We start from the raw sequence: 22620 nt of genomic DNA, 5'->3' as shown, positions 1-22620 counted from the left end.
CTCATGTCCACCTTTAAACCGCGTGACTGGGGCTCCCACGCCCCCTATATCGCACCCGGTTACAAATCGACCCTGTTGCGTGGTCCGACCCAGGCACCACTTGCCATCAAATCGGGTTTGACCGAAAGCACCGGTCCGCGCTTTGCGCCCGCAAGCGTGCGAGAGCTTGATTTCGATCTGACCAAAAACGGCCTTGTCAATGGCGAGCCGCTTGGTGAACGCATTGTCGTTCATGGTCGTGTGATGGATACCGATGGTCGCCCGCAACCCAACACCCTTGTTGAAATCTGGCAGGCGAATGCTGCGGGGCGTTATGTGCATAAGGTTGATCAGCATGATGCGCCGCTGGATCCGAACTTCCGTGGGTCGGGGCGTTGCTTTACCGATGATCAGGGCAATTACAAGTTCTATACCATCAAGCCGGGTGCCTATCCTTGGGGCAACCACTTCAATGCATGGCGTCCCAACCATATCCACATTTCGCTGTTTGGTCCGGGCTTTTCCACCCGTCTTGTAACCCAGATGTATTTCCCGGGTGATCCGCTGCTTGATCTTGATCCGATTTTCCTCGGTACCGAAGACGCAGCCGCCCGCGAACGCCTGATTGCCAAATTCTCGATCGACAAGACCGAGGAAGGCTTCGCACTGGGCTATCAGTTTGACATTGTCCTGCGTGGACGCAACGGCACCCCGATGGAGAATTAAGTCATGGCTTATGGTGAAACCCCCTCACAGACGGTTGGTCCGTATTTCGCCTATGGCTTGACCGCAGGCCAGTACGCATACGACTTTACCGACATCGCCGATCCGACCGTTGCTGGCCCGGATGCAGCGGGCGAACACATCCGCATCACTGGTACTGTCTTTGATGGCGAAGGCAACCCGGTCAATGACGCGATGATCGAAATCTGGCAGGCTGATGCCAATGGCAATTACAACGAAAAGCCGGTTGATGTGTCAGCAACCGATTTCCGCGGTCTTGGCCGTTGCGGTACGGGTACAGATGCGCAAAACCGGTTCTGGTTTGACACGGTAAAGCCGGGCGTCGTTGCCGATGCCGGTGCACCGTTTGTCAACGTGATCATCTTCATGCGCGGCATGCTGGTCCATGCCTTTACCCGTTTCTATTTCGACGACGAAGCTGATCGCAATGCAAAAGACCCTGTGTTGCAGTCGGTGCCAGAAAATCGTCGTGACACCCTGATTGCCAAGCGTGTCGAAACCCCGACGGGGATTGAATACCGGATCGATATTCACATGCAGGGGGACGCGGAAACCGTGTTCTTCGACGTGTAAGTCGATCTGGTCCGATGGCTGCGTCCGCTGCTTTGGGGAAAGCCGGCGGTCGCAGCCATCGACCTGAATTTCCTTTGGGGCGATTGCCCCGCATTTCTATGTTTTGAATTGATGCCACAGGAGTTTTGCCGTGGTTGCACGTTTTATGTCGCTTAAAGAGGCCGTCGCATCCTGCGTTAAGGATGGCGACACCATCTCGATGGAAGGCTTTACCCATCTGATCCCGCATGCTGCCGGACACGAAATCATTCGTCAGGGCATCAAGGATCTGACCCTGATCCGCATGACGCCCGATGTGATCTATGATCAGCTGATCGGTGCGGGTTGCGCGAAAAAATTGGTCTTCTCCTGGGGCGGTAACCCCGGTGTTGGATCGCTGCACCGTCTGCGCGATGCCTATGAAAAAGAATGGCCGACCAAGCTTGAGATTGAAGAACACAGTCATGCGGCCATGGCCAATGCCTATGACGCGGGGGCTGCTGGCCTGCCGTGTGCGGTTTTTAAGGGGTATCGGGGTGCGGAACTGCCGCGCGTGAACCCGAATATCAAATTCATTGAATGCCCGTTCACCGGTGAAAGCCTGGCGGCGGTTCCGGCGATCCGCCCGGACGTCACCGTGGTGCATGCCCAGAAAGCCAACAAAAAGGGTGATGTCCTGTTTGAAGGCATTGTCGGTGTGCAAAAAGAAGCCGTTCTGGCGGCAAAAAAATCGATCATCACCGTCGAAGAGATTGTCGATGATTTCGGCGACATTTCGCCCAATGCCGTCATGTTGCCGAACTGGGCCATGACCGCAATTGTCGAAGTGCCGGGCGGGGCGCATCCGTCCTATGCCCAAGGCTATTACAAGCGCGACAACGCGTTCTATAAGGCGTGGGATCCGATTGCGCGTGATCGCGACGCGTTCCAGGCATGGCTTGAAGAACATGTCATCAATGGCGGCCCCGAAGATTTCGCGGCCAAGCGCGACGCAAACAAAGCCTGAGCGGAGGAAAGATCATGGTTGAATATACCCCGACTGAAATGATGACGGTATCCGCTGCACGCGCGCTTAAAAATGACGATGTGTGCTTTGTTGGTATTGGTATGCCATCGGCGGCCTGCAATCTGGCGCGCCTGACCCATGCGCCAGACATCACCCTGATTTATGAAAGTGGCACCATTGGCACCAAGCCCGATGTCCTGCCGCTGTCGATTGGCGATGGCGAGCTTTGCGAAACGGCTGTGAACACGGTTGCCGTACCGGAAATGTTCCGCTACTGGCTGCAGGGCGGCAAGATTTCGGTTGGCTTCCTTGGGGCGGCCCAGCTCGATAAGTATGGCAACATCAACACCACCGTGATTGGCGATTATGATAACCCCAAAGTCCGTCTGCCGGGTGGTGGTGGTGCGCCGGAAATCGCGACCAGCTGTGGCGAAGTGTTCCTTGTGATGAAGCAAAGCAAACGTGGCTTTGTTGAAAAGATCGATTTCGTGACATCGCTTGGTCACGGCAAGGGTGGCAATGATCGTGCATCTTACGGCGTTGATACCAAGGGGCCTTCACGTCTGATCACCGATCTTTGCATCATGGAACCGCATCCGGTGGGCAAGCAATTCGTTGTGACCTCGATCCATCCGGGCGTAACCCGCGAAGAAATCATCGAAAATACCGGTTGGGATGTTGAGTTTGCCGACGAAGTCGCGGAAACTGCGATCCCGTCCGAGAAAGAATTGCAGGTTCTGCGTGAACTGCATGCTCGTACCGCCAAGGCCCATGGGGACCAGCAGTAAGAGCAATAATAAGGATCTTAGAAATGGCTGACGCATATATTTGCGATTATATCCGCACCCCGATTGGCCGCTTTGGCGGCAGCCTGTCGCAGGTGCGTGCCGATGATCTTGGCGCTGTGCCGCTTAAGGCACTAATGGACCGCAATCCGGATCTGGATTTTGCCGCTGTTGATGATGTCATCTTTGGCTGTGCCAACCAGGCCGGTGAAGATAACCGTAACGTTGCGCGCATGTCTTCGCTTTTGGCAGGGCTTCCGGAAACAGTGACCGGAACCACGGTGAACCGTCTGTGTGGTTCGGGTATGGATGCGATCATTATTGCTGCGCGTGCCATCAAATCGGGCGAAGCCGATCTGATGATTGCGGGCGGCGTTGAAAGCATGTCGCGTGCGCCGTTTGTCATGCCAAAGGCGACGTCGGCATTTTCGCGCAATGCGGAAATCTATGACACCACCATCGGCTGGCGGTTTGTGAACCCGGTGATGAAGAAACAGTACGGCGTGGATTCCATGCCCGAAACCGGCGAAAACGTTGCCGAGGATTTCAAGATTTCCCGCGAAGATCAGGATGCCTTTGCCGCCCGTTCGCAGGACAAGGCCGTCGCCGCACAGGAAAATGGCAATCTGGGCGAGGAAATTACCCCGGTCACCATTCCCCAGCGCAAAGGCGATGCGATCATCGTCGATAAGGATGAACATCCGCGTCCGGGCACCACGGCCGAAAAGCTTGCCAAATTGCCGACCCCGTTCCGCGAAGGTGGTTCGGTCACGGCTGGCAACGCATCGGGCGTCAATGACGGGGCCGCGGCCCTGATCATCGCATCTGAAGCCGCGGTCAAGAAATATGGCCTGACCCCGATTGCACGCGTTGTTGGCGGGGCGACCGCAGGTGTTGCGCCGCGCATCATGGGCTTTGGCCCGGCACCGGCCAGCAAGAAGCTTTTGGCGCGCATTGGCTGGTCGACAGAGCAGCTTGACGTGATCGAACTGAACGAGGCCTTTGCCTCACAGGGGCTTGCGACGCTTCGTGATCTTGGTATTGCCGATGACGACGCACGCGTGAACCCGAATGGTGGTGCGATTGCCCTTGGTCATCCGCTGGGTATGTCGGGTGCGCGTATCACTGGCACGGCTGCGCTTCAGATGAAACGTGCTGGTGGCAAGCGGGCGCTTGCCACCATGTGCATTGGTGTCGGTCAGGGGATCGCGATTGCGCTTGAAGCTGTCTGAGGTTGAGCGCAGATTGATCTTTTAAAGGTGCCCCTGTGCCGGTTGTCGGGCAGGGGCTTCTTTTTGCGTTATTGACCAATATGGTTGCTGGCGCGACACTATCGACTTGATTTCACACCTGTTTGAACGGTGGATGACCCCTGATGAGCGTTTCGCCCTTTGACTCTGCCCTGCTTGGAAATCTGTTTTCCGATCCGGAGATCGCGGCCCTGTTTGATGACCGGGCACAGATTGCATCCATGCTGCTTTTTGAATCGGCCCTTGCCGCAGCCGAGGCGCGCGCAGGTGTGATCCCCGAAAAAAGTGCCACCCGCATTGCCGAAGTCTGCCGCGAGTTCAATCCGGACCCGGCAAGCCTTGCGGCGGGAACGGCGAGTGCCGGTGTGCCGGTGCCAGCACTCGTCAAGGCCCTTAAGGCTGAAATTGGCGGTGACGATGCGCGTTATGTCCATTTTGGTGCGACCAGTCAGGATGTTGTGGATAGTGCGCTTGTTCTGCAGCTGCGCGATGCGGTTGCGATTATCCGTCGCCGCATTCGCAAACTGGCCAAGGCGCTGTCAGCCCATGCCGATACCCATCGCACAACGGTGATGATCGGGCGGACGCGGTCCCAACAGGCTGTACCCACCACCTTTGGTCTCAAGGCTGCCGGATGGCTCGCACCGCTTGTACGGATTGATCACCGGATTGATAGCCTGTCATCAGATTTGTTGCGGATTTCTTTCGGCGGCGCTGCGGGGACATTGGCCTCGATCGGGGTTAAGGCCGCAGACGTCGAAAGCAATCTTTCCGAAGAACTTGATCTTCCACTTGCCGATATGCCCTGGCATGCGCAGCGTGACGTCCTTGTTGATTTCGCAAGCCAGTTAACAGCGTTAACTGGCGCGCTGGGCAAGATGGGGCAGGACTTGGTCCTGCTAGCACAGTCTGAAATTGCCGAAGTCCAACCGGGCAAGGGCGGCGGGTCATCGACCATGCCGCACAAATCAAATCCGGTGCAGGCGGAAATGCTGGTGACACTGGCACGTTTCAATGCCGGGCTGCTTGGCACCTTTGCCCAGGCGCAATTGCACGATCATGAACGAAGCGGGGCAAGCTGGCTTCTGGAATGGTTGACCTTGCCACAGATCATTACCGCAACTGGTGCGGCAATTGCGCAGGCGGTTGATATGGTGCCGGATCTTAAAATCAATGCGGGCCGCATGGCCGAAAACCTTGAACTGTCACGCGGGGCGATGTTGGCAGAGGCCGCAACATTCGCGCTTGCCGATCACCTTGGCCGCGATGCCGCGGATAAATTGGTAAAAGATGCCATTGCCAAGTCGGCAGAAAACGCATCGAACCTGTTTGATGAATTGCAAAAACTGACCGACGCCCCGGTTGATTGGGCACATATCCGTAACCCGGCAAACTATATCGGGCAGTCGGATGTGTTTATCGATCGTGTTTTGGGGGCCGCCAAGCGTGGCTTGCGCGACTAGGAAAAAGGCTGCCGGATGGCAGCCTTTTTTGTGTGTGATGCGGTGATTTGGTTCAGCGTGGTGCCCGCAGGCGCTTTTCAACCGCGTAATTGTGGATGGGGACGCCGGCGACTTCGAAATCGCGGCGTTCCACAACGCTAAAGCCCTGTTTAAGCAGGAAGGATTTGGCAAATTCACTGGCCTCTGAATAAAGCTTGCCGATATCTTGTTTGCGCGCGTGCGCTTCAAGCGCGTCGTACAGCTTTGTCACAATACCTTTGCCCGCAAAATCGGGCAGGGCATACAGAAAGCCGATATGGCCATCGGCCTTGACATCGCCAAAGGCGACAACCTGATCATTTTCATCAACCGCGACAAGACTGAACCGTCCATCTGTCATGATTTCGATAAACCGTTCCGGTGTCGGCAGAAGCTTTGCCCACACGGCAACCTGTTCGGGATTATAGGCGTTGGGGCCGATTTCCGTAACGGAGTGGCGATAAATCTCGACCAAGGCCTTGGCATCACTGTCCGCAAACGGACGAATTGTGATCATTCTTGTGGTCCCCATGCCGTATCAAAGAACTGACATTCAAGATCGGTTGCGCGTTTGAAATATGACAGGCATTCGGCGCGATCTTCACCTGACAGTGACGGTCCGACCTGATCCAGTTGGGTATTCAGATAGGCAACCACACTTTCAAAATACACCCCGACATGCAGATCAATCCATTCGGCGTACCAGAAATCATCGGGGCGTTTGGCGATGGCTTTGTTGACCCGATCCGCCCAGCCAAGATAGGTGCCCTCGGCAACGGCCAGAACGGCCAGCATATTGGCGTAACTGTTACTGTCCGTGGCGTCTTTCATAAGCTGCTTGAACGCTGCTGTTGCTGGCCAGTCCGGCAGGTTTTCACGTGCATCATCGGATACGCCAAGGGCGGCAAAGGATCGTTCGAAATAGGTGTTTTCTTCGCCCGTGACCAGGGCAAGGAACTGACACCCCGGAATGCGATCCTTCAGGCTTGGTGCACGCGAAACGGCCGCGGCCAGCAGGGCAACAAACCGATCAATAAACCGGTGATCCTGAAAAAGGTAGTTTTCAAGATTGGCCTTGGGAAGCGCGGCATCACCCCAGGCATCGGTAAAGACATGGTGGGTTACCGCACGCCATTGATCCGCACAGGATGCCTTCAGCCAATCTGAAAACAAACCATTCGGATTGGTTTGACGCCATGACGGAAAATCCGGGACGGCTTTTGCGGTGTTGCTCATATCTGCGCGTTTCCTGAGGAGCTTGATATCATTTGGGTTTTGAACTTTTGGCATGGTCTCAACCATTGGGCAAGCCACGAAATAGGGCATCCGCCAAAGTACCGATCCGCATGGAGGCGATTGATAAGTATCAAAGTAATCGATTGGATTATAATGTTATAAATCACTCCATCAGAGCTTTTCCCAAGGAGGAAGTTATGGCGAATGTTGGAACTCTGGACCGTGTTGTCCGTGCGATTGCCGGTGTTGTTTTACTGGCCATTCCGTTTGTTTCTGCTGCGCCCGAAGGTGGCGGCATGGCGTATGGTGTTTATGGCTGGGTGATGATTGCTGCCGGTGTTGTCATGTTGGCGACTGCAGCACTGCGTTTCTGCCCGCTTTACATGCTGTTTGGCCTGCGGACCTGTCCGCTTTCCATGTATGGACGGCCCTCTGAAAGCAAGGAAAATTAGACCTGTTGTGCGACCTGGTCGGGTGCATCCATGTATCCGGCCTGTTTATGGCGGCGATTCGCCTGGCCCTGATGAAGTCCGCGAATCTCGGTTCCGATCAAATAAACGCGGTCACTTGGCCGCCTGGAATAAGCTGGAGTGTCCGAAATCCCGGTAGTGACCGGTTCACATCAGTATCTGTTCACCTTGCTAACCTGTTGTAATTCCGTGGGATCTAAAAACGGTGTGTTCTATGCCGCAGTTGCAATTGCTGTTGTCCGATATGTTTCCTTTTTGGTCATCAATGCCCAGGCGATGCGCGCGGCTTTGTTGGCCATGGCGATCGTCACAAGCCTTGTCGGCTTACGCTCCAACAGCCGTTTCGCCCAATCTGCCTGCCGTGACGATTTTCGGCGAACGACGCTCAGCATGCTGGTAGCCCCTATGACAAGCAGCTTTCGCAGATACCGGTTGCCCTGTTTTGATATCCGCCCCAGACGTTCCTTGCCGCCGCTGGAATTTTGTCGCGGTACCAGACCGAGCCAGGCAGCAAACTCGCGGCCGGATTTGAAGAACGAAGGATCCGGTACCGTGGCGGCGATCGCACTCGCTGTCAGAACACCGACACCGGGTATGGACGCCAATCGCTGGCTAACCTCATTTTCCTTGTGGGCCGCCTTGATTGCCCGATCTATATCGTCGATAGCAGCTTCATTTGCCTGGAGCATGGCCACCAGTGGCCGAAGAGATGCCCGCGCCAATGCCGGCAGGCTTTCATCTTCTTCTTCCATGATGACATCAACAATCCGGTCCAGTCGTTCCCGTCCCTGGGCGGCAACCATCCCCATTTCGGCCATGTGGGAACGCAGTGCATTGACCAGCATGTTTTGCTGGCGGATCAGAAGCTCCCGGGCCTTGTGCTGCATCAGGGCGGCCTGCTGGTCTTCCGATTTGACCGGAACGAAGCGCATGTTCGGTCTGCCGACAGCCTCACAGATCGCTTCCGCATCAGCTGCATCGTTTTTACCACGACGAACATACGGCTTCACATAAGATGGCGGGATGATCCGGACATCGTGCCCGCGCGCTGCAAGCTCCCGAGCCCAGTAATGAGAAGTGCCACAGGCTTCAAGGCCGATCAGACACGGAGGGAGTTCCGAGAAGAATGAAAACATTTGCTGACGACGCAATTGGCGACGAACTGTCACGTTCCCTTCGTCGTCGACACCATGAACCTGGAAGACATTTTTGGCCAAATCCAGGCCGAGCGTGCTAACTTTCATCTGTGGATGGCTCCTGTAGTGTTTGCCCAACTGATCAATGCACTATGGCACATCGATGCCGATTTGTGGGGGCCGTCCACACCATCAAATAAGGTAATAAACGGCGTTTGAAACCGGAATATTCCGTTCGATCTGTTGTTGTTTGAACGTTATGCTGGCGTCCGTAGATCTCTGCGGTATGTTGGATAGACGTGCTGTTGATGCCCGACGTTTGGGCACGGCGACCAGCAACGACGAACGGAATATAAAAATGAAACGCCTGAGTGATGAACTGACTGTATCCCCGCAAATGCCGCTTGCTGCGATTGACGAAATTGCTGCGGCCGGTTTCAAAACCATCATTTGCAACCGCCCGGACGGCGAAGATCCTGGGCAGCCGTCATTTTCCGAAGTCGCCGCCAAGGCCGAGGCTGCCGGTATGAAGGCGATCTTCCAGCCCGTCGCAAGTGGCAATGTGTCGGATGCGGATGCAGATGCCTTTGCGGCCAATCTGGCCGCCGCCGAAAAGCCCATCTTTGCCTATTGCCGCAGTGGTACACGCTGCACCATCCTGTGGTCGCTGGCCAATGCCGGGCAGATGCAGGTTGGCGATATCGTCAAGGCCGCGGCTGAGGCCGGGTATGATATGGCACCGCTGGCACCACGGATTGCAGCACGCGGCTAAGCCGTTTGAATTTGCAGGTTATGCGGTGCATTGCTGTGCAAAAAACGCAGTGAGCATCGCATAAATTGCACTATTCCTTTTGTGCGTTTCATGACGATATGTCCGCGCATGCTGTATCTGGCATGGTTTTATCAAGTGGCACCGGTATGACGTCAAACGCAGACCAACTTTCCAACATCAGATTTCGACTGGCCAAGAGCGAAGATCTCGACGCCCTGTGCGAGATCGAAAACTGGTCCTTTGAAGTCGACCGACTGACACGGCGCGCCTTCAAACGTTTCGTCGGCAGTGAAACCGCCCGTCTGACCGTGGCGGAAACCACCAGGGACGGGGGCGTTGTTGTGGGCTACGCGCTGGTGATTTTTCGCAGCAACGTAGCACTTGCGCGCCTGTATTCGATGGCGGTGTCACCTGATCAGCGCGGGCAGGGGATTGGTCGTGCCCTGATTGAACGGGCCGAAGAACTCAGCCTTGATTTCGGCACACCGATCCTGCGCCTTGAAGTCAGCCAGAAAAACAAGGATGCGATCCGGCTTTTCAAGGCAGTCGGATATCGCGAATTTGCACTTTATCCGGATTATTATCCCGATCATTCGAATGCGCTTCGCATGGAAAAGGTATTGGTTCCCAATGCCATGCATTTGCCATCGCCGATCCATTTCTATCACCAGACCCTGCCATTTACCTGTGGTCCGGCGGCCTTGATGATGGCGATGAATGCGCTGGATCAGGATATCGAACTTGATCGTAATCTTGAGATTGCGTTGTGGCGCGAAGCCACCACGATTTTCATGACGTCCGGGCATGGCGGCTGTGGCCCGCTGGGGCTGGCGTTGGCGGCGCACAAGCGCGGCTTTGATGTCGAAGTGCTGAGCAGCCGGGACGGGCCGCTATTCGTTGATACCGTGCGCAAACCGAAAAACCGCGAAGTGGTCGAACTGGTTCATTACGACTTTGCCCGTCAGGCACTTGATGCCGGTATTTCGGTTACGACCGGCCCGTTTGGCATTGCCGAGATCGAAGAACGCACCAAACAGGGCAAGATGGCCCTGGTCCTGATCAGCCAGTACCGTATTTATGGCGATAAAATCCCGCACTGGGTGGTGGTTTCGGGCTTTGATGACCGGTTTGTCTATGTCAGCGATCCCGATATCGGCGAAGATCATGAACCCTATACCGGCAGTGATTGCCTGTCTGTGCCGATCTTGCGTCACGAGTTTGATCTGATGGCGCGCTATGGCCGCGATAAACTGCAAGCTGCCGTCTTCATAGACAAAAAGGCCGGGTAAAGACCCGGCCTTTTACTTTTATTGATTTGCTATGACTGCTCAGGGTCGCGCGATCTTGCCCAGCAAGTGCGCAATGATCCGGCGATACAAATCCATGCCAAGCACCACATCCTCAACCCCGGCATCGATGTTCGGGTTGTCATTCACCTCGATCACCATCGGGCCATAAGGCGTTTCCTTAACGTCCACGCCATAAAGGCCATCGCCCATCAAACGTGCAGAGGCAAGAGCCGTGGCAACGATGTCGGCAGGGGCATCTTCGACCGCAAGGGTTTCAAACCCGCCTTCCTCATAGCTTTTGCCATCATATTCATGTTTGACGATCTGCCAGTGGCCCGGTGCCATGAAATAGCGGCTGGCAAAGATGGCTTCACCACCCAGAACACCAATCCGCCAGTCAAAGGTGGTTTCGACATATTCCTGAATGACGAGAAGTTCGGAGTTCTTGAACATCTCGGTCGCGACTTCATTCAGGTGTTCTGGCGATTTTACCTTGCGCACCCCGCGCGAGAAGCAGCCATCCGGTACCTTCAGAACCGACGGGAAGCTGAATTGCTTTGCGATGTCGGGAATGCGGCGCTTGTCGAAAATCGCACTTTTGGGTGCCGGGATACGGTGCGTGCGCAGCAATTCCGCCAAATAGACCTTGTTGGTACAACGCAGCATCGAGTCCGGATCATCAATTACCGGGATGCCTTCCTTTACCGCCCGCTTGGCAAAGCGATAGGTATGGTGATCAAGGGCGGTGGTTTCGCGGATCAAAAGGGCATCAAATTCCGAAAGATGATGGAAATCCTTGGCCGTAATCAGTTCGGCCTTGGCCCCAAGATCGGACGCAGCCTGCACGAAATTGGCCAGCGCCTCCTTGTCGGACGGTGGCAGAACTTCATCCGGGTCATGGAGGATCGCGACAAGGGCGGTCGGCGGGGTGACGTTACCCTGTTTGCGCACACGTCCGCGCAAATAGGCGCGCAATGCGGCCTCGAACTCGACAAGTTTGTCGTCATCAAGCTGGCTGATCGACGGGGCCTCGATTTCGCGCAAAATTCTGCGATCCTGCTTGTTTAGGTGCAGGCGTAGAATAGGGCAGCGGAACTGATCAAAGGCGCGTTCGCCAATCTGACGGAACTTTTTGTTGGCGGTCCGCCCGAAATAGACATCGATATGATCGGGTGCCTGATCAGGTGTCTGGCCGGATTTTTCCAGTGCCTCGATGATTTGAGGGCTGAGTTCCGCACGGGCAGTTTTCTGAAGCCGTTTCCAGTTCAAATCCAAAAGAACATCGGCCTCGGGAATGACGCGCTCTGCACGGGCTGCCGCAAGCAGGCTGCAATAATAGCCCCGCGACAGATATTCATAGGATTGGCACAGGTTGATCACACGCCGGTTGCGCACACCGTGATCAAGTGCGAGATAATCTCGGACCCGCATCACGCGTGCCCCCGATACGGCAAAGCGTTGATCCGACAGACGGTCGACCAAAATCAGCGGCGCGCCGGTGGCAACAGCCGGGCTGACAGCGCTTTCGCCGTCATAAAGCGCGTGTTCAAGGCGGATGCCATCACTGCCATCTTCATAGTAACCTGGAAGGTCGGCAATCCGGACATAGCCATGACGTTCATATAGATTGCGCGCGGTTTCATTGGTCACACGCACTTCAAGGCGCATGCGCGTGCATCCCGCATCCATCGCCAGATTTTCAAGGCCAGCCAATAGCTGTGTGCCCAAACCCTTGCCGCGCCAGTCTTTTGCAATCGCCAGCGAGTAAATCCGTGCTGTAACGGTATTGGTGCGCAGCAACAGCAAACCATAGCCGACAATTTCAGGATGATCGGCATCGCCGGCGTCTGCAACAAGAAGGCGCGCGCTGGCCTGACGCAGGAACCGCGAAAAAGAAGCCCGCGAAATCAGGTCGCTTTCGAAATTGCCGCTTTCAAGGGCGCAAAGACCATCAAGGTCGTCGCGCACGGCTGCACGGATGATGACAGTATTGGTCTGGGGCAAAGTCACTGTGCAGCTCTCCTACGATGAGGGTAAATATGTTGCGCTCAACTTCCGGTACGCCCAAAGATCGTTCGTCGCAAGCGCATTTATTGTTCATAGCCATGCCTTTTTTTCATGGATCATGGCATAGGTCACACTCGACCAGTACGTCCAATGAAAATAAGGTGTTTTCAAAAGACTGCTGTGAAACATTTAATCATCCTGATCGTTTGCACTTATATAAACAAGAGATCAGAAACAAACAGGTTGGCGTACGTTGCACTGCGTCCGCAAAGCTTTCAAGGGCAAGATGGTTTGAATAAACGCATCCTAGACACATCTCCGATCCACAGGCGCAGCTTTGCAATCGTTCCGCTTTTACTGGCAGGGTCGATGCTTTCGGCGTGCACCTCGGACGAGGGGCTAACTGGTGTGCTTGGCTTTGGCGACGGTGCTGATAGCGAGATTGCGCAAAATGATCTGCAACAAACCATCCCCTATGAAGTCGAAATTGCCGGCATCGATCCACAGGAAGAAAATCTGATTGCGGCGCTGGAGGGGGTCAGTACAGCACGCCGTCTGCAATCGCGCCCGACAGCGTCGCGCGCGGGCCTGCAACGCCGTGCCGAAGACGATGTCGAACGGTTTCAGGCTGTTCTTCGATCCAAGGGGTTTTATGACGGTCAGATCACATTTGAGATTAATGAAAAGGTAGCCGCAGACGCATCGGATAGTGCGCCAGCCGAAGACGCATCTGATGCTGGTTCAGAGCAAGATCCGGCGGATGGCCAGTCCGGGGATGATGCATTGGCATCAACATCCGAACAGCCGACACCACTGGTTCTGACCTATAATATCGATGTCGGCACACCTTATCTGATTTCGGCGGTGAACCTTGTGATCACATACCCTGATCGCGTGGTGGAACGCCATGCGACGGATAAGGAACTTGAAAAGACCCGCCTTGAGATCGGGCAACGCGCGACTGCGGAGCCAATCATTCTGGGCGAACAATACGGTGTGGATATCCTGCGCGAACAGGGCTATCCGCTTGTCGAGGCTGGCAAGCGAACCGTACTGGCCGACACCGCGCAAAAAACCATTACGATCAATTATGCCTTTGAAACCGGACCGCAGGCCGATTTTGGCAAGATCACCGTTAATGGTGCAGAGGACGTCGATGCGGACTTCATCGCAGGATACCGCAGCTGGCGGTCAGGCGAGCAATATCATCCCGAACAGGTGCGCACCACGCGGCGTGATCTGGCGCAAACCAACCTGTTTGACAGTGTGATTGTCAAGGTCGCCGGTCCGGTTAATGACAATGGCGAAATCCCGGTCGAGATTGAAGTGGTTGAACGCAAAATGCGTTCAATCGGTGGCGGGCTTGATTTCTCAACCGCCGAAGGCCCAGGGGCAAATGCGTTCTGGGAACATCGTAATCTGTTTGGTGCTGGTGAACGCCTGCGGCTGGGGATTGATGTTTCAAGCCTTGAACAAGGTCTGTCGGCAGAATTCAAAAAACCGCAATTCCTGGAACGTCGCCAGTCCTTTGTGGCTGAGGCCAACGCCAAGAACAACGATACCGACGCCTATAAGGGTTCAACGCTTGATAGCTTTGCCGGTATCGAACGTCCGCTTTGGGAAAACTGGACAACCACATTTGGTGTCACCGCAGAATATTCCGACCTGACCGGCTCAGACTCCCCGAACGAGGAATTCTATCTTGCCGGTTTGCGGGGCATCTTGCGCCATGACAACACCGACAATCCGCTTGATCCGACACGCGGAAACCGTTTTGAAATCAACGTGTCGCCCTATATGGGCCTGACAGACAAGGATACCGGGTTTACCACCGTATCGGTCGTCGGGTCGCAATACCTGTCGATTGACGAAGATGGTGATTATGTCCTGGCTGCCCGTGCGCGTACCGGCACGATTATTGGTGAGGATCGCGGCAATCTGCCATCGAACAAACGATATTATTCCGGCGGTGGCGGATCCATCCGGGGCTACGAATACCAGAAAGTCGGGCCACTTGATGATGATCATGATCCGCTTGGCGGACGTTCCGTACTGGAAGTCGGGGCCGAATTCCGCGCCCGTGTGACCGAAAGCTTTGGCATCGTGCCCTTCATCGAAGGCGGCAATGTCTATGCCCGATCCGAACCCGAAGACATAAGTCTTCTCTGGGCTGCCGGTCTTGGCTTCCGCTATTACACGGGGGTCGGGCCGCTTAGGTTTGATGTCGCGGTGCCGCTTGATAAACGCGACAATGTTGATGATGATTTCCAATTCTATATCAGTCTGGGGCAAGCATTTTGACCGGGTCTGACACGACACCACCGATCGATCCCAAACCCGCAACACCTCGCCGCCAAAACCGAAAATGGTTGCGCTATGCTGCGTATGGTTTTGGTGGAACCGTGCTTGGACTTGTCGGCGTGATTGCCGTTGCCGGGACGGGGCCGGTGTTGCGCATGGCAACACCGATGATTAACGAAGCTGTGTCCGCCGCGACCGACAGCGAATTTGCACTGGGCGAGATTGAAGGCATCCTATGGACCGGTCTGACACTTGATCAGGTAAAGATGGACCGTGCAGCAGACGGTTTGCACGTGGCGCTTAAGGACGTTGACTTCGACTGGTCGCCAACAGCGCTCCTTGGCGGGAAATTGCAAATCAACCGGATCGCTCTGGCGTCGGCAAATGTCATTTTGCCAGATGGCACAGCACCGGAAACGGTTGAGGAAGAAGATGAAGACGGCGGCGGTTTTTCAATGCCGCTGGCTGTTTCGCTTGATGCGCTTGAGCTTGGCGAAATTGCGATTGTTGATCCGATGACAGGCAACAGTTTCCTCTATAGCCTGAATGGGCGGGCAAAGGTTGGCACAAACCTGTCTGCGACGGCATTTCTCGATTTGCAGCCGCGTGATGGCGGTACCGACCAGATAAAACTTGATCTGGATTTTGATGGTCCCGAGCAACGGTTGGCCGCCGAAATTAATGGCGCCTTGGGGCGCGAAGGGCTTGTCATGACCCTGGCCGGCGTTGATCCGGCCAGCGCAACAGATATCAAGATTGCGCTTAATGGCGATGGTCCGGCCAATGACTGGAAAGGCAAGATTGACCTGTCGGCGGCGGGCTATGCATCGCTTGCAAGCGACATTGGCGTTCAACTGTCTTCGGATGTTGTGGCATTTGCCGTAGACGGTTCGGTTTCGCCGCAGGAACGCATAAGCGAACAGTTGCCTGCAAGCATGGACAAAGAAGTCGCGCTGGGCATTGGTGGGGCATTTGATCAATCAGAACAAATCCTTTCGTTTGATCGCATTTCCATCGCTATGGCAGATATGCTGGCGCTATCTGGCACAACGGAACTTGACCTTGATGACAGCCTGATGACGGCCGATTTAACGGCCGATATTGATCCTGAAATGTCGGCACTTCTTGATGGTGCGGTTTCATGGGCGGAACTTGGGCTTTCCGTTCAGGCCAATGGCAATCTTTCGATGCCCGGTGTGGCGCTGCGGGTAAATGGTCGCGATGTGAAAACGCCTGTGTCGCGTATCGGCGACATCGCCTTGCAGGCCGATATGGCGGCCCCCGATGACGCGGATGAGCCACTTGACGCAACCGTCGCATTTTCTGCAACCGGCACGGATTGGGATGACCCGGATCTCGGCGCGTTTCTGGGGGCGGCGCAGGATCTGTCATTTGATGCGCGGATGTCGCCGGAATTTGCCGACATTTCGATCCGCAATCTGGCATTGAACACGCCTGATATGACTCTGCGCGGGCAGGCGGACGTGAACGAAGATCTGGTCGTCACGACATCGAACATCGTTGCCGATATCCGCGATCTTGCCATTTTTGCGCCGATTTCGGGACTTGATCTGCGCGGGCAGGGGCAGGTTGCCTTGCCCGGCCTGACCTGGTCGGAGGCCAGTGGTCTGGAAACCGGGATTGAGGTTTCAGCCAGTCAGGCCGGTTTCGGGATTGCCGACCTTGATCGTATCGTCGGCTCCGAGCCGCGTATCACGGGCGATGTAACTCTTGCGCCTGATCTTGATCTCAGCGTTGAAGTCAGTGCACTTGATACCGCGATGATTGACGGTCCGCTGATGCTTCGCATTACAGAGGCATTCGGGAAACTGTCGCTTGAAAGCACGCTTGATATTGCATCTGGTGCCGTGCCGCCGGATCTGGGCATTGAAATGGCCCCGGCAAAGCTGACAGCCAACCTCGAAGGTGACTTGGCGGCACCCCCGGGGACGTTTGAATTAAGTGTTCCAAGCCTTGCTGTTTCGGGTCAGAAATTCTCTGATATCGTGCTGACAAGCCGCATGACTTGGTCAGAACAGTCGGTGTTGTCACTTGCCAATAATGGCAACTTCACCTTTGCCAGCCGTCCTTACGAAGTGGCTGCAAATCTTGTTCTGCCTGAAGATGCGCTCCGTGTTGAGCAGATATCGTTTGAAGGCGAGCATGTCGCGTTAAGTGGCGATATTGCCTTGCCCGACTACAGCATTCCAATGCGCGGTGATGTTACACTGTCAAATCTCGATGCCGAATTTCTCGATCAGTTTGGTGTGAGCTTGGTGAACGGTACCGTGACGGCCGATATTGCCCTTCGTCCGGATGGGCAACGCCAAAGCATTACGGCAAATGCATCGGCCAAGGGCCTGCGGATGGCAAGCACAGATGGCACCAATCCGACAATGATCGAGGATGTTGAACTGACCGCGAAGATCGGCAATGCGTTTGACGTACCGGAAATTTCAGCGGAGCTGGATGGCCGTGACATTATTGCCGGATCAATTGCGGTTGACGAGCTTGCCCTTGATCTTGACGGCGGCATGGATGCCCTTGCCATTACGCTGACCAGTTCAGGTCTTTATCAGGGCAATGTGCCGATTTCGACCGACTTGGCTGCTGATCTGTCGCTTGGCAATGATATCGCTGTGATGGCCAATCGGCTTGAAGCGATCATTGGCGATCAGACGATTGAGCTTCGAAAACCACTGGAACTTGTTTTGCGTGAAAACGGTCGGCAGCAACTCGACGCCGACCTGACGGTTGGCACCGGCCATCTTGTCGCAAGCCTTGATCAGGAAGCCGGGCAAAAATCCATTTCGGGTGAGCTGCACCTTAATGATTTTGATCTTGGTCCGTGGGGGCGTATTTCCGGCTTTGACGGGCTGAGCGGCACCGCAAATCTTGATGCGTCCTTGCGTGAAACACGCGGGAACTTGCCAAGTGCACAGGTCAATGGCCGCATTTCCGGCATCACGGCAAAGGCAGTCGCGGGGCTGAAGCCCTTTGAAATGCGGCTTGATATCACGCTTGAGGACGGAAAACTTGCAGGGCAGGCGTCGCTTGGTAATGGCGATGTCGAAGCACTGACAGCCGAAGGCAATGTTCCGCTTGCGATTTCTGTGCTTGAACAGGAATTCAGCCCGGATCTTGCTGCGCCGGTTTCTGCCCGCGTGCGTGTGAATGGTCAAATTGCCGAATTCTGGCCTTATGTCCCGGCACCCGATCATCAGATGTCGGGCAAGATCAAACTTGCGCTTGATGTCGCTGGGACGCTTGATGACATCCGCTGGAACGGGGATGTTGCGCTTGCCAATGGACGATATGAAAACCTCGAGTACGGCACCATCCTTGATCAGATGACGCTTGAGGGCACCTTTGATCAGGCGGGTCTTTCCATTCCGTCCATTACGGCCACGGATGGCGGCAAAGGCACTGTTGATGCATCGGTTGATCTTGATCTGCTTGACGGCGGGGAGATGCGCTATGACGTTTCGGCTGATCTGCGCAATGTTGCCGTATCACGTAAGGATGAACTGCAATTCTGGGCGGATGTAAAAGCCAGCGTGACAGGATCCCAGTCGGAGGCCGATATCCAAAGCACGGTGTCGGTCCAGCGCGGGGAGGTCGATCTGACCCTGGCCTTGCCGGAATCGGTTCCGACCATCGAGATTGAAAACCTGCCGGACGCTTCGCAGGCCGAAAAGACCGAGGATACAGAGGAAGCGGATGACGCCTTTACCGGTAATCTTGATGTGACCGTTGATATCCCGGGACGTCTGTTTGTGCGTGGCAAGGGACTTGATTCCGAGTGGGGCGGGCGACTTGAAATTGCCGGAACCACCGATGGTCCGCGCATCACCGGGCAGTTATCTGCCTTGCGCGGGCAGCTTGATGTCATCGGCAAAACCTTTGTCATCCGGGATTCTCAGATTACCTTTGCCGGTGCGTCGCCCCCTGATCCGATGCTTGATATCGAAGGGGTCTACACCACCGAAGATCTCGTTGTAACCGCAGGCTTCCAGGGGCCGTCAAGCGATCCGGAACTGGTGCTGTCGTCCAATCCGTCCCTGCCGGAAGACGAGATCCTGTCTCAGGTCCTGTTTGGTAAATCCCAAGGCAGCCTTTCGGCAGTCGAGGCCGTGCAACTGGCAAGTGCCCTGAACGAACTTTCTGGCGGTGGCAGTGGTCTTGATGTGGTTGGCAGCATCCAGCGCTTTATCGGTGCAGATGTCCTGCGCGTTGGTGGTGGCGAAGACGGGCCGGAGGTCAAGGTTGGCAAATACCTGATAGAGGGGGTCTATGTCGGCACCAAGGCGGGGTCAACGCCGGGATCAAGTGGCGTCGAAGTCGAGATCGAAGTCACACCAAATATCAGTGTCACCAGCGAAACCACCGAAATCGATAGCAAGGCCGGTATCCAATACAGACTTGATTACTAAGACAGCACAAACCTTAGTCGCCGATGGGTTGGCGGCCGGTTGGGGGATTGACCGTCAGCAGGGATGAGCGAATGCGTCTGAGCTTTTCCTTGGCCTGATCGGGCATGCGTCGTGCCACAGCCGTCGCAATCACATCAATTGTCGCCAGAAACGCGTGGCGTGTGGCGGTTGGTTTATAGATGTCAGGGTTTTCCGGCATATTGATTGATATGACCAGATCACTTTCGGCGGCAAGCGGACTGTCAGGATTGGTCAAGGAGATGACCTTGGCACCATATTGGCGGGCAATGGCAGCAGAATGGATGATTTCCGTCGGGCGACCACTGGTGGAGATCGCAAATATTACGTCCTCTGCGCCAAAGGTCGAGGCCAGCATACGCTGCAAATAGCCGTCACTTTGTGATTGCGCTGGAATTCCCAGCCGGAAAAAGCGGTTTGCGGCATCAAAAGCCACAGTGGTCGATCCCCCGCCAACCCCGAAAAACGCCACCTGACGTGCCTTGACCAGAATATCGGCAGCCTGATCAATTTGATCGGAGGATAACTGATCACGCAGAAGACGCAGGTTATCAATGATCACGCCCAGCACATGGTTTGACAGAACGTCTGCGGCGGTTGTGTCGTCTGAAATGTCTTCGGATGTCAGATACTGAATGCTGACAGCAAGGTTTTGCGCCAAGCGGATTTTGAAATCGCGGAACCCGTCGCAACCCAATGTGCGACAAAACCGGATAACGGTCGGTTCGCTGACCCCCACATTCTTGGCAAGATCGGACAGGGCGATGGTTGTGACATCTTCCAGATGTGCGCTGACATAGTCCGCGACCAGTTGTTCGCGGTTCGGGAATTTGCCCGACTGGCTGCGCAGCAGGCTGATGATGTCGGCGGTTTGTTGCATGGAATCGACCTGATCCGTCTATCTGGTTTGATGTGTCAAAACCGACACCTTATTGGGAACTAACATTATTTCCGTTTGCAGGCGATAGCCACAATTTCAATTTAAGCGTCATGTCAGTACCCCGCATGCGTGTTTTCTCACATCAAATATCATCGTTTTGCCCGACATTAACCCGGTCGAAATCGACCATGTAGTTATTCAATGCACGAGACGGCGAAGTTACTGTTTCGGGCTTTGGGTCATTGGGATCCTGGGCGTCTTAATCATTGATCCAATTGGTGAATTTCCTGCCTGAAAGTCAGATCGAAACAGGGGCGCTGCGAAACCTCATAATGTAGTTAAGCTACTTATAGCAGTTTAAAAGTCAGTTTAAGAGCAAAAATATGAAATTTTGGAGATAAATAATGTAGACAAACTACAAAATGAACCTCAGTATGTAGAAAAATTACATAACATTTGATCAGTGGAGAGTTTGGCGGAGATGGCTTTACGCCGTATTGAAACCACAGCTGTAACCGCAAGCCGGTGCCTGAATTGGGTGGTTGAACGCATCATAGCTGTTCTGATGCTTGTTCTTGTTCTGGACGTCTGGCTGGGTGTCGTTGACCGATACATCTTTCATTGGCAACTGCCATGGCCGGAAGAACTGGCGCGCTACCTGATGATATGGGCGGCACTTCTGGCGATCTCGGCCGGGATTGCGCGGCGCGAACATATCGGGATTGGCATGTTTGTTCTAAGCCTGCCGATGCCGATCCAGCGCACAATCCTGTTTCTGGTGGATCTGATTGCGCTCGCAGCCTTCCTTTACCTTGCGATTTATGGATTTGATTTCGCCCAGGGCGGTATGCGCCGTCAGGCGATGATTTTCGGCATGTCACTGGCACTGCCCTATGCGGCCGTACCTGTTTCGGCATTGCTTGCAGCCATTCAGCTCCTTCTCGTTGCCTTGCGTGATCAGGGCCGTTTTGTCCCGGTTGATCTTGCGGAGGGCGCAGAATGATCGTCGCCATTATTTTTGTCGTTCTGATGGTTCTGGGCATGCCGATTGGTTTTGCCCTGGGTGTGGCAGGGGTTGTTGGCCTGTTTGATATGGGCGGGGGGATGTTTTTATCCCAGGGTCCAAGCAAGGTCTTTAACGGGCTGAATGTGTTCCCGTTCCTTGCCATGCCGTTCTTTATTCTGGCGGGCGAAATCATGAACCATATCGGCATTACCAGTCGGTTGGTGAAATTCGCCCAGGCGCTGGTCGGGCATATGCGCGGCGGTCTGGCGCATACCAACATGCTGGCATCGGTTTTCTTTGCAGGTCTAACCGGGGCCGCAACCGCCGATGCCGCGGCCTTTGGCAAGACGCTGGTGCCTGCCATGGTCGAACGCGGATATCGCCGTGATTATGCCTGTGCGGTGACTGCGGCGGGGTCGATTATCGGCCCGACTATCCCGCCATCCGGCTTGATGGTGGTCTATGGATCGCTGATGGGCGTTTCAATCGGCGGTCTGTTTGCCGCCGGTATCCTGCCCGGGCTTATGATCTGTCTGATTTGCATGACTGTGATTGCCGTTACCGCACGGTCCAAGAACCTGCCGAAAAATGAACGCCGCGCGTCGCTTCTGGAAGTCTGGAAGATTTTCAAATCGTCGATCACCGCACTCATTATGCCATTGATCATTCTGGGCGGTATCCTTGGCGGGATCGTCACCCCGACCGAGGCCGCATCGGTTGCCGTGGCCTATGCCCTGTTCATTGGCGTGTTTGTCTATCGCGCGCTTAGTTTTGCTGATTTCTTCAAGATGCTGGTGCGCACGGCCCGTGTGACCGGGGTGATCTTTGTCATCATCGCCTTTGCCTCGATCCTGGGTTGGTGGCTGAGCTTTAACCGTATTCCGCAAGAAGTCGCCAGCATGGTTCTGGGCGTTTCAGAAAATCCCTACATCGTGATTTTCATGATTGTCGGTCTGCTTTTGATGATCGGCATGGTGATGGATATCAACGCCATCCTGATCATTCTGGCCCCGGTTCTGGTGCCGCTGACCGTTCAGATCGGCATGGACCCGATCCATGCCGGGATCATCTTTATCCTGGCACTCAATATCTCGCTGATGACGCCGCCTGTCGGGGCCTGTCTGTTTGTCCTGTCATCCGTCACAGGTGAAAAGCTTGAAAAGATTGCCGCACAACTTTGGCCGTTCCTTTTGGCCGAGCTGGGCGTGCTGTTCCTGTTTGCCTTCTGGTCGGACCTTGCCCTCGTGATACCGCGATTGCTGGGCTTCCGGTAGG

Annotated in this window: 18 protein-coding genes; 13 read left to right on the top strand and 5 right to left on the bottom strand. The window is 55.0% G+C overall.

The features are described from left to right. Positions 1-3: 3 nt before the first annotated feature. From pcaH to pcaB, 6 genes are all read left to right on the top strand, one after another. Entirely contained in the window at positions 4-705 is a 702-nt protein-coding gene (pcaH, locus tag DY252_RS13815) for a protocatechuate 3,4-dioxygenase subunit beta (protein ID WP_064790626.1), read from the top strand. 3 nt (positions 706-708) lie between these two features. Beyond that, positions 709-1296: a protocatechuate 3,4-dioxygenase subunit alpha gene (pcaG, locus tag DY252_RS13810; RefSeq protein WP_064790625.1), complete on the top strand. Its 588-nt coding sequence runs from the start codon at positions 709-711 to the stop codon at positions 1294-1296. Positions 1297-1426: 130 nt separating this feature from the next. Next, the gene (locus DY252_RS13805; protein ID WP_064790624.1) at positions 1427-2281 is read left to right on the top strand and encodes a CoA transferase subunit A; all 855 of its coding nucleotides are present in this window, start codon (positions 1427-1429) and stop codon (positions 2279-2281) included. Between the two features lie 14 nt (positions 2282-2295). Further along, complete coding sequence (locus DY252_RS13800; protein WP_008891893.1) at positions 2296-3069, top strand: CoA-transferase subunit beta; 774 nt, start codon at positions 2296-2298, stop codon at positions 3067-3069. A 23-nt stretch (positions 3070-3092) separates the two neighbouring features. Continuing rightward, on the top strand, positions 3093-4298 hold the full coding sequence (gene pcaF / locus DY252_RS13795; protein WP_064790623.1) for a 3-oxoadipyl-CoA thiolase: 1206 nt from the start codon (positions 3093-3095) through the stop codon (positions 4296-4298). 143 nt (positions 4299-4441) lie between these two features. Next, positions 4442-5779 (top strand): 3-carboxy-cis,cis-muconate cycloisomerase, encoded by a 1338-nt coding sequence (pcaB, locus tag DY252_RS13790; protein ID WP_064790622.1) that lies wholly within the window; start codon positions 4442-4444, stop codon positions 5777-5779. Positions 5780-5831: 52 nt separating this feature from the next. Here pcaB and DY252_RS13785 read toward each other — a convergent pair whose 3' ends face one another. Then, positions 5832-6314 (bottom strand): GNAT family N-acetyltransferase, encoded by a 483-nt coding sequence (locus DY252_RS13785; protein WP_064790621.1) that lies wholly within the window; start codon positions 6312-6314, stop codon positions 5832-5834. Then, a complete protein-coding gene (locus DY252_RS13780; protein WP_082923625.1) occupies positions 6311-7033 on the bottom strand; it encodes a TenA family protein in 723 nt (240 codons plus the stop codon). The genes DY252_RS13785 and DY252_RS13780 overlap by 4 nt, the downstream gene beginning before the upstream one ends. Positions 7034-7230: 197 nt before the next feature. Between DY252_RS13780 and DY252_RS13775 the strand changes: the two genes are divergently transcribed. Beyond that, a complete protein-coding gene (locus DY252_RS13775; RefSeq protein ID WP_129542733.1) occupies positions 7231-7485 on the top strand; it encodes a YgaP family membrane protein in 255 nt (84 codons plus the stop codon). 230 nt (positions 7486-7715) lie between these two features. On the opposite strand, the gene DY252_RS13770 is transcribed toward DY252_RS13775, so the two are convergent. Next, positions 7716-8747, bottom strand: a complete 1032-nt coding sequence (locus DY252_RS13770; protein WP_064790854.1) for an IS110 family RNA-guided transposase — start codon at positions 8745-8747, stop codon at positions 7716-7718. A gap of 250 nt (positions 8748-8997) precedes the next feature. Between DY252_RS13770 and DY252_RS13765 the strand changes: the two genes are divergently transcribed. Then, positions 8998-9411, top strand: a complete 414-nt coding sequence (locus tag DY252_RS13765) for a protein tyrosine phosphatase family protein (protein ID WP_008891887.1) — start codon at positions 8998-9000, stop codon at positions 9409-9411. Between the two features lie 146 nt (positions 9412-9557). Further along, on the top strand, positions 9558-10700 hold the full coding sequence (locus DY252_RS13760) for a peptidase C39 family protein (RefSeq protein ID WP_064790491.1): 1143 nt from the start codon (positions 9558-9560) through the stop codon (positions 10698-10700). A gap of 39 nt (positions 10701-10739) precedes the next feature. On the opposite strand, the gene DY252_RS13755 is transcribed toward DY252_RS13760, so the two are convergent. Then, positions 10740-12710 carry a GNAT family N-acetyltransferase gene (locus DY252_RS13755; protein ID WP_082923609.1) on the bottom strand — a complete coding sequence of 657 codons (1971 nt, stop codon included), beginning with the start codon at positions 12708-12710 and terminating at the stop codon, positions 10740-10742. A 288-nt stretch (positions 12711-12998) separates the two neighbouring features. Between DY252_RS13755 and DY252_RS13750 the strand changes: the two genes are divergently transcribed. Both DY252_RS13750 and DY252_RS13745 read left to right on the top strand, forming a co-directional pair. Next, positions 12999-15008, top strand: coding sequence for an autotransporter assembly complex protein TamA (locus tag DY252_RS13750; protein ID WP_231959815.1), 2010 nt, complete (start codon positions 12999-13001; stop codon positions 15006-15008). A 101-nt stretch (positions 15009-15109) separates the two neighbouring features. Next, a complete protein-coding gene (locus DY252_RS13745) occupies positions 15110-19441 on the top strand; it encodes a translocation/assembly module TamB domain-containing protein (protein ID WP_231959814.1) in 4332 nt (1443 codons plus the stop codon). A gap of 13 nt (positions 19442-19454) precedes the next feature. Here the strand turns inward: DY252_RS13745 and DY252_RS13740 are convergent, their stop codons facing one another. Next, positions 19455-20339, bottom strand: a complete 885-nt coding sequence (locus DY252_RS13740; RefSeq protein ID WP_064790481.1) for a MurR/RpiR family transcriptional regulator — start codon at positions 20337-20339, stop codon at positions 19455-19457. A gap of 481 nt (positions 20340-20820) precedes the next feature. Between DY252_RS13740 and DY252_RS13735 the strand changes: the two genes are divergently transcribed. Both DY252_RS13735 and DY252_RS13730 read left to right on the top strand, forming a co-directional pair. Further along, complete coding sequence (locus tag DY252_RS13735; protein WP_064790480.1) at positions 20821-21342, top strand: TRAP transporter small permease; 522 nt, start codon at positions 20821-20823, stop codon at positions 21340-21342. Beyond that, positions 21339-22619 (top strand): TRAP transporter large permease, encoded by a 1281-nt coding sequence (locus DY252_RS13730; protein WP_064790479.1) that lies wholly within the window; start codon positions 21339-21341, stop codon positions 22617-22619. Before DY252_RS13735 ends, DY252_RS13730 begins: the two co-directional genes overlap by 4 nt. The last annotated feature ends 1 nt before the right edge of the window (position 22620 follow it).

The organism is Thalassospira indica (assembly GCF_003403095.1).
Classification (GTDB): Bacteria; Pseudomonadota; Alphaproteobacteria; order Rhodospirillales; family Thalassospiraceae; genus Thalassospira; species Thalassospira indica.
The sequence above is the reverse complement of the archived record's forward strand: the minus strand, read 5'-3'. Positions and strand labels throughout refer to the sequence as shown.